Source organism: Vicinamibacteria bacterium, from assembly GCA_035620555.1.
Classification (GTDB): Bacteria; Acidobacteriota; Vicinamibacteria; order Marinacidobacterales; family SMYC01; genus DASPGQ01.
Genome location: DASPGQ010000276.1, coordinates 1 through 7,842 on the forward strand (window position 1 = coordinate 1; position 7,842 = coordinate 7,842).

At 60.7% G+C, this 7,842-nt stretch carries 10 protein-coding genes; 7 read left to right on the top strand and 3 right to left on the bottom strand.

The window, feature by feature from the left end; all coding sequences use genetic code 11:
* Window positions 1-43: 43 nt before the first annotated feature.
* Genes VEK15_11350 through VEK15_11360 form a run of 3 tightly spaced genes read right to left on the bottom strand, consistent with a single transcriptional unit; the run spans window position 44 to window position 2,146 of the window.
* Window positions 44-613: a DUF4390 domain-containing protein gene (locus VEK15_11350; protein HXV61282.1), complete on the bottom strand. Its 570-nt coding sequence runs from the start codon at window positions 611-613 to the stop codon at window positions 44-46.
* A 4-nt stretch (window positions 614-617) separates the two neighbouring features.
* The gene (nrdR, locus tag VEK15_11355; protein ID HXV61283.1) at window positions 618-1,094 is read right to left on the bottom strand and encodes a transcriptional regulator NrdR; all 477 of its coding nucleotides are present in this window, start codon (window positions 1,092-1,094) and stop codon (window positions 618-620) included.
* On the bottom strand, window positions 1,091-2,146 hold the full coding sequence (locus VEK15_11360; GenBank protein HXV61284.1) for a lysylphosphatidylglycerol synthase transmembrane domain-containing protein: 1,056 nt from the start codon (window positions 2,144-2,146) through the stop codon (window positions 1,091-1,093). Before VEK15_11360 ends, nrdR begins: the two co-directional genes overlap by 4 nt.
* 355 nt (window positions 2,147-2,501) lie before the next feature.
* Here VEK15_11360 and VEK15_11365 point away from each other — a divergent pair, with 355 nt between their 5' ends.
* The 7 genes from VEK15_11365 (at window position 2,502) to groES (ending at window position 7,622) form a co-directional block, all read left to right on the top strand.
* Window positions 2,502-3,125 carry a sigma-70 family RNA polymerase sigma factor gene (locus tag VEK15_11365; protein HXV61285.1) on the top strand — a complete coding sequence of 208 codons (624 nt, stop codon included), beginning with the start codon at window positions 2,502-2,504 and terminating at the stop codon, window positions 3,123-3,125.
* Window positions 3,122-3,730, top strand: coding sequence for a zf-HC2 domain-containing protein (locus tag VEK15_11370; GenBank protein HXV61286.1), 609 nt, complete (start codon window positions 3,122-3,124; stop codon window positions 3,728-3,730). Before VEK15_11365 ends, VEK15_11370 begins: the two co-directional genes overlap by 4 nt.
* Complete coding sequence (locus VEK15_11375; GenBank protein HXV61287.1) at window positions 3,727-4,233, top strand: DUF5668 domain-containing protein; 507 nt, start codon at window positions 3,727-3,729, stop codon at window positions 4,231-4,233. The genes VEK15_11370 and VEK15_11375 overlap by 4 nt, the downstream gene beginning before the upstream one ends.
* Window positions 4,234-4,276: 43 nt before the next feature.
* Window positions 4,277-5,845, top strand: a complete 1,569-nt coding sequence (locus VEK15_11380; GenBank protein HXV61288.1) for a DUF4097 family beta strand repeat-containing protein — start codon at window positions 4,277-4,279, stop codon at window positions 5,843-5,845.
* Window positions 5,846-6,104: 259 nt separating this feature from the next.
* On the top strand, window positions 6,105-7,004 hold the full coding sequence (locus VEK15_11385) for a phosphoribosylaminoimidazolesuccinocarboxamide synthase (GenBank protein HXV61289.1): 900 nt from the start codon (window positions 6,105-6,107) through the stop codon (window positions 7,002-7,004).
* A gap of 3 nt (window positions 7,005-7,007) precedes the next feature.
* Complete coding sequence (locus VEK15_11390) at window positions 7,008-7,277, top strand: helix-turn-helix domain-containing protein (GenBank protein HXV61290.1); 270 nt, start codon at window positions 7,008-7,010, stop codon at window positions 7,275-7,277.
* 51 nt (window positions 7,278-7,328) lie between these two features.
* Window positions 7,329-7,622 carry a co-chaperone GroES gene (gene groES / locus VEK15_11395; protein ID HXV61291.1) on the top strand — a complete coding sequence of 98 codons (294 nt, stop codon included), beginning with the start codon at window positions 7,329-7,331 and terminating at the stop codon, window positions 7,620-7,622.
* Window positions 7,623-7,842 lie beyond the last annotated feature (220 nt).

Below are 7,842 nucleotides of genomic sequence, written 5' to 3' on the forward strand. Positions count from 1 at the left end.
ACGTTGTCCTTGAACTCGAGCTTGGAAGACGAATCCGTCATGGTTACCGCACGTAGGTGAAGTGCGCCTCTTTCCAACCAGCGCCGACGTCCCATGGGATGAGCAGCAAGAGGTTTCGCTCTCGAATCACGCCATTGACACGTAGATAGTGCTCCTCGTTCGGCTCCATCAGCGACACGTCGAACATTCCCAGCGAGTCGAACCTGGTCATGAACCGCCTCATGGTTTCCGCGTCGGACGCGACGTCAGTGGCGTCTATCTCACCATCGATCTCCCTCGTGAGGCTGTAACGCTTCGTCAGATTGTCGTAAGCCACGGTCGTGATTATCTGCCGAGCGGCGATCTCGCGATCGAACCAGATGCCGCGCACCCTCTTCAACTGCACATTGTAGCGAAAGCTGACCTCGAGCCCGGTGGCAATGGCGTGCTCGATCTCCTCGGTAAATGCCTCGTCGAGGCGGAAGCTCACGAAGATCCGCTCGCCCCGCACGACGGGAACGAGATCTTTGATCTCCGCCGCTCCGGCGGGGAGCGGGGTCAGCAGCAGAGATACCATCATCAGTCCGATGAGAATCGGTGCTCGGTCGATTCGTACCCCCGCGCTCTCCGTCACGCGATCATTCGCTCCCCACGGTGAGGTCGTGTCTCCCGAGAAGCGAGCGAATGGTCTCGACGAACTCGTTCGCGTCCTTGAAGTCGCGGTAGACCGAGGCGAATCTTACGTAGGCGACCTGATCCAGTCCCTTGAGCTCGGACATGACGAACTCGCCAATCTCGTTGGTGGTCACTTCCTTGTCGGGGCTGTCGTGAAGCCGGTGCTCGACGCGGTCCACGATTGCCTCCAGCCGGGTTACAGGAACCGCTCGCTTCTCGCAGGCTTTGAGGATCCCGCCGAGCAGCTTCTCCCGATCGAACCGCTCGCGCCGCCCATCCTTCTTGACTACGCGGTAGTCGATTCGATCGATCCTTTCGTAGCTGGTGAAACGCCGTTCACATTTCAGACACTGGCGACGACGACGAATGGCCTCACCCTCTTTGCTCTCCCGCGAATCGACCACCTTGTCGGCCACGTGGCCGCAAAAGGGACACTTCAATGCTCGTTTCTCCTGTTCTCGAAGGAATGTTTCAGCGTCCTTACCTCGTGGAGGCTGAGTCCTCCACCCGCCCTGCTGGTAAACAATACGATTCCGAGCAGTGTAACCGGTACGAAGGCAATGGCGTGATTCACCAGGGCCACGGCGCGCGCGACACTGGCCTCGGTGCCGAACAACAGACTCAGGGCCAGCGCACACATGTAATGGTAGCCGCCGATGCCACCTGGAGTTGGAGCCGCGACACCGATCGTCAGGAAGCCGATCACCGGAAAGGTGTCGAAGTACCCAAATTCCACGCTCAACGCCCGCGACCCCAACCAGAAACCCAAACAGATGTTGAGCCACAAGGCGATGGAATAAGCGCAAGCCTTGAGCAGACGTCCCGGGTCCATGAGAACGGCCAGCCCGGAGACGAAGGTCGCGAAGAAGCGCAGCACCGGTGACGCGATGGACTCGGGGAAGACGGAGAGGAGCCGGCGAGCCCCACCGAGCGACGCTTCCGGATGCCGACAAGACCAGAACAACATCGAAAGCATCAACAACGCCGCCAGGAGTCCGAGGGCGCCTCCGGCGGACAAGCCGGACATGGCGTCCCCGTTTCTCGTAGGAAGGTCGGAAACAAGGAGCCAAGCCCCTACCAGCGTCGTCACCGTCACCAGGTCCAGAAGACGCTCGAGAAGGACGGTCGCAAAAGCGCTCGATACCGAGAGCTCTTCACGACGCGCCAGAAGATAGGGACGCGCGATCTCTCCGACTCGTCCCGACGGCACGAGGAAGTTGACCATGAATCCGATAACAGTCGTGATGAAGCAATTGCCGAGTCCCGCGTGACCGAGAGGCGCTAGAAGCACCTGCCATCGCAGGGCGCGGATGAGATAAGTCGTCATCGTGGCGAGGACGGCGAGGATGATCAGCGTCACGTCGGCGCTCGCGAGGGCGAGTCGGATCGAATCGATGTCGGAGCCTCGAAAAAACAGCCACAAAAGCAGGCCGGTAAACAACAGAATGACCAGCGTCTGCAGCGTGGGCGACGAGAGCCTCTTTCTCGGCACGGAAAAGTGGGAATGGTTCGAACTGTGGGTTCGCGGTTTCCTTCATCGGGCCTGCTCTGGGCTCCGCACGAGAATTTCGCGGAGTCCGGCCTACCTTCGGGTCTCAAGATTTACTAGAATGGCCACAGAAAGTCAACCATGGTGGACACTTAGCGGAATCCGCCGCGGGCCCGAGAAGGACTCGACGTTTGGATTGGTGGAACTTTCGACTCAACTACTTCGTTCCTGGGGTCGAGCTTGGAGCGAGAGCGCGAAACGGGGCTCGCCGCGGAGCCGTTCCCGAATGACTCGCCTGCAGCGTCACCTTGGCCGCCCCGGCGGCTCCTGAGCCATGAACGAGCACGGTGCAGGCTAAGTGGAGGCAAGAGGCACGGTCCTGACGGACTCCGAGCTGGCTGATCGTTGCGCCCGGGGCGAAGAGGCTGCCTGGAAAGCTCTTGTTCAGCGGTTCCAGAGAAAGATTTGGCACATTGCGTTTCAATTCACCGGAAGATCGGACGAGGCCGAGGAGCTTACGCAAGAGATCTTCTTGCACCTTCTTTCCGCGCTCAAGAGTTTCGACAGCTCGGGTAGTCTCCCGGGATGGATCCAGCGCGTGGCTCGCAACTATGCAATCGACCACTACCGTCGTCGTCGCCGCGAGCGGGACCTGGTCCGCGACGGCGAGGAGGCCGAGGCAATCCTGCTCTCCGCCGGCGATCAATCGGGTAGAACCGACCCGTACCGTGCGCTCGAGTCAAGAGACCTTTCGCGATGGCTCCGAACCATGCTCGACCGCTTGCCCAACGAGTTGTCGCAGGCTGTTATCCTCCGGGACCTGCAGGGAATGAGCTACGAGGAAATGTCCGAAGCCCTCGCGATCCCGCTCGGCACGGTCAAATCCCGAATCAATCGAGGTCGGATCGAGCTCGCGCGAACTCTCCAGAGACGGCGCGGAGAATGGAGCTCGAGCCTCGGCAGAAGTGGAGAAGATCTATGAACTGCAATCGCTCGCTCGAGTTGATCTCGGATCTCGTCGAGAACGAGCTTCCGCCCATCCTCGAACGCGAGATGCGCTCTCATCTGAGCGGGTGCGGGGAATGCCGAGCCCTGACGGCCGCCGTCGGTGAAGTGGTTGCCGCGCTCCGTCTCGACAGCGAGGCCGAGCCGCCTGAATCACTAACCGAAACCGTTCTCCTCCGTACCAGACCGTCGCTCCTCCAGCTGGGGAGCGAGCCAAACTACTGGCTCCCGCCGGCAGCGAGCTGGATAGCGGCGGCTGCGATCTTCGCCGCGGTCGTTCTCTGGCGGCCTCCCGACGCCTTCTCCGAGCTGTCGCGAGAGGTATCACAAAGCGCACACAAGTTCTATAGCTTTGGCGTACGCACCTACCACGAGACGGGGCGTTGGATCGATGAGCTCAACGTGCTGCGAATCACCATGGGAGTGGCCTTCGAAGATCGCATCGATCGGCTCGGCGAAAAGCTCAGGGATCTGGAGGAAGCACGACGTAAGACGAGTCCCGAGGGGGAGAGCTCGAGCGCCACTCACGAGTCCGTCGTTCACTCGGCTTCCAACGACCTGGATAGAAGGAGTCTTGTATGAAGCGCTCTCCATCGGCTGCACTCTGGCTGTCCCTACTACCTGGAATCGGCCACGTCTATATCGGCCAAGGCACGAAAGGGATGGCTCTCATCCTACTCGCCGCCAGTGCGATCCACATCGCGGGCCGGTCGGGCACTTTCGGAATCCTCATACCTTTCGTCTGGCTCTACGCGATGCTGGACGCTTACCGGGCGGCGATGGATTACAACCGTGCCCTCGAGACGGGAAAGGCACCGGCCGATCCGCCGAGCGCCGCCCTCTCCAAGTGGTGGGGAGTGACCTTGATCGTGCTCGGAGTGCTGTTCACACTGCACAACGCCGACATCATCGACTTCGATTTCATTTGGGACTACTGGCCGGTGGTGCTGATCGCTCTCGGAATCTATATCCTGACGAGAAAACCGACCTCCCCCGGGCTGGAAACAAGAAGCGATAGTTCATTCGAAGCCCCGCCCCCGCCGGTCGAGACCGATGGCGGCGACGCCGAGACCGAGAATGCCTGAAGGGGATGCTGCTCCCCCGAAGGGCAGGAGAAGCGGTTGTGCCGTGGCCAGCGGGTTGCTCCTCATCGCCACCGGCAGCTTCTTTCTCGCCGTAAATCTATTCGGGATCTCGTTTCTTCGAGGCGCCGCGCGGACGCTCGAGTGGCTCGTAGATTACTGGCCCCTCGTTCTCGTCATCTGGGGTGTCGTCAAGATCTCCAAGCGCTTCATGACTCCCGAGCGCTCCCGGGTCAGCGGTCTCGAAGTCGCGGTGCTGGTCGTGGTCGTGCTGGCGGGGCTGGGTCTTACGGCGACTCGTCGCGCGATGAACCACCTGGCCGAAGGGGCCGATTGGAGCGGGCTGGCTGAGGTATTCGGGCCGGAGTTTCTCGGTCCTCGGCGGGAGTTCGTGGATGAACAGAGTTATCCCCTGACTCCCGGGAGCGCGCTTTTCGTCGAGAACCAGCGCGGAAACGTTCGCATCTCCGGGTGGAACGACAACCGGCTCCAGGTGATGGTCACCAAGTACATCCACGACTTAGGCGAAAGCGAGGCTCGGCGCGCGGCCGACGAAATCCAGCTCGAGCTCGCTCCGCACGAAAACGGACATCGCCTGTCGGTCGTCGCGCCCCAGGGACGTTTCGTCGAGACCGAGCTTATGATTCGTCTGCCACGGAGCATCACGCTCGACGTCCGAAACCGTCGTGGAGGCTCGATCACCGTCCACGATATGGACGCATCTGCCGATCTCACGACTCGCGAGGGCCCAATCGAAGTGCGGCGAATCTCCGGCGACGTGAACGCGCGGACGAACCGCTCATCGATTCGCCTCGAGGACGTTTCCGGGTCAGTCGAAGCGTCTACGCGTAACGGGGACATCGTGGCGCTCCGTGTTGCCGGGGATCTCGATGCGAGCACGTCGAGCGCCGATCTCGTTGCCGACGACATCGCCGGCAACGCCAAGCTCTACGTTCGTCACGGAGGCCTTCGCGTTCGACGAGCTTCGGGAAGCATCGACCTCGAGGCCAATGACGCCGACGTCTCGATCGAATCGGCACGGGGTCCGGTGCGAGTCGACACCCGACGCGGCGAATTGCACTTGCGCGATCTCTCCTCGAGCCTCGAAGTTCGGGCTCAGCGGACGACTCTCAGGGCTTCCTCGGTGGCTGGTGACGTCACCGTCGAGGTCGGAGACCGACCGATTACGTTGCAACGTATTGGAGGATCCCTCAAAATCAACGCGGCGCGGGCGGACGTGAGCGTAACCGAGATCGCGGGCCCGGCGATCATCGAGGGTGCCCCCAACGATGTCCGTGTGTCGGAGTTCTCCTCGGACCTGACTGTTCGATCGAACCACGGGGAGATCCGAGCCGACACGACCGATCTCTCGGGCAACGTCCGGCTCGAAACGAGCTATGGAGACATCGATCTCGCCCTTCCGATGACGACTTCTGCGGTATTCGATTTCAGCACCCGTGACGGCGAGCTCCGAAGCGCCTTTCCCGGTGTGGAGATAGAGGGCGAGCCGGTCGGTGCCGAGCGTCGCTGGACCGGCCGGATCGGTTCGGGTGGACGGGCGGTCACGCTCATCACGAATTATGGAGACATTCAGTTGAGAGCAACGGGGCAGTGAGCCCCGATCCGGGATTCTTCTGTCGCCTCTGTGTGAAAAGGGGAATACGGGGAAACTGGAGATTGGGATCGAAAACAGGGTGAGCCCTACCGACGATTGAGCTTGACCACGAACCGTGGCTTCCCTACAATACGCACCGCTTTCACCAAGGACGAGGGGAAGCTCGGGGTCAAACAATCCGCTCGGCGATGGGCGAGCGGAGACGACTCCCTCGGCGCCGATCACACCGCCGTTCCGACAAAGGAGGGAAACTCCCGTCGTGAGCACGAAAGTCATAACCGATACGCAGCTTCCGGGGATCCCGCTGAGATCACGCGGAAAAGTTCGTGACGTCTATCAGGTCAATGGAAACCTGCTGATGATTACTACCGACCGCGTATCAGCCTTCGACGTGGTGTTACCCAACGGTATTCCCGACAAGGGCAAGGTTCTCAATTGCCTTTCCTTGTATTGGTTCGATCGTACTCGCGCCATCGTCCCCAATCACGTTATTTGCAGAGACGTTTCCGACTTTCCCCCCTCCTTGGCGGTTTTCGCCGACGAGCTCCGCTCGAGGTCCATGATCGTCCGCAACCTCGATCCCATTCCCTTCGAGTGTGTGGTGCGCGGCTATCTTTACGGATCGGGTTGGAAGGAGTATCTCGAGCGGGGAAGCGTCTGTGGCATTCCTCTGCCCCCGGGACTGAAGATGGCCGAAAAACTCGAGTCCCCGCTCTTCACCCCGGCCACCAAAGCCCAGTCGGGTCATGACGAGAACACGAGCGAAGCGGTGATGGCGGAGCGCATCGGGCCGGAGCTCACCCAACGCCTCAAGGACGTTTCCCTGCGGCTCTATTTGCTAGGGAGTCGAGAAGCGGAGTCCAAAGGCATCATCATCGCCGACACGAAGTTCGAGTTCGGGCGCGATCCGGACACCGGTGAAGTGTTTCTCATCGACGAAGTACTTACCCCCGATTCGTCGCGGTTCTGGCCGCGATCCTCTTACGCCCCGGGACGTGAACAGCCGAGCTATGACAAGCAATTCGTGCGCGAGTACCTGGAGACGGTGGCTTGGGACAAAAGACCGCCGGGGCCCCAGCTTCCTCCGTACGTCGTTCGTGGGACTCGCGAGCGCTACCTGGAAGCTTATCGGACCCTCACCGGTCTCAGCGAGCTCTGAGCCATGCGGAGTACTCAAGCTCGAGCGTCGAGAAACGGAAAGCCGAGTCTGAACGTCAAACTCGACGATCTCGTTCGAGAGATGATCGAGAGCGGGATTCGATTTCCCGAAGCGAGACGGGAGTTCGAAAAGAGATTCCTGACCAGCATCATGGAGCGCGAAAGAGGGAATCTCTCGCGGGCGGCGAAAGTGCTACGTATCCACCGCAACACGCTCAGCAAGAAGCTCGCGGAGCTGAACGCTGGACGTCCGGTGGCACCCCACGTATCTTGACACCGCTCGAGGCTCGTTACTATATTCGTGAATTGGAAAGGAGAAGCTGCTATGAACGTCCGCCCCCTTCATGATCGTATCCTCGTGACGCGTATCGATGACGCCGAGGAGAAGTCCGGAGGTGGAATCATCATCCCCGACACCGCCAAAGAGAAGCCCCAAAAAGGAAAAGTCACCGCCGTGGGCAACGGCAAGATCCTCGACGACGGCACCCGGGTTGCGCTCGAGGTAAAAAAGGGCGACCGCGTTCTGTTCGGGAAATACGCCGGGACCGAAGTCAAGATCGAGGGGACCGAGTACCTGATTCTTCGTGAGGACGACGTTCTCGCCGTTCTGAGCAAGTGACTTCCCGAGATCTGGCTCCCCCAGCGCCCTGAAGGTCTCTAGAGTGCTCAATGCCGTGGCGGGACCCGTAATTGATCGTGCCGCCACGGCTCGGGCTGCTTACGGCGCGGCAAGCGCGCCGGGCTCGCGCAGGCTGGATTGTACTTTTTCATCAGCCTGCCAGCGAAGCTCTCTAAAGAAGGCTCTCTAGCGGCGGCGTCCTCCCGAACGACGTCGGCGG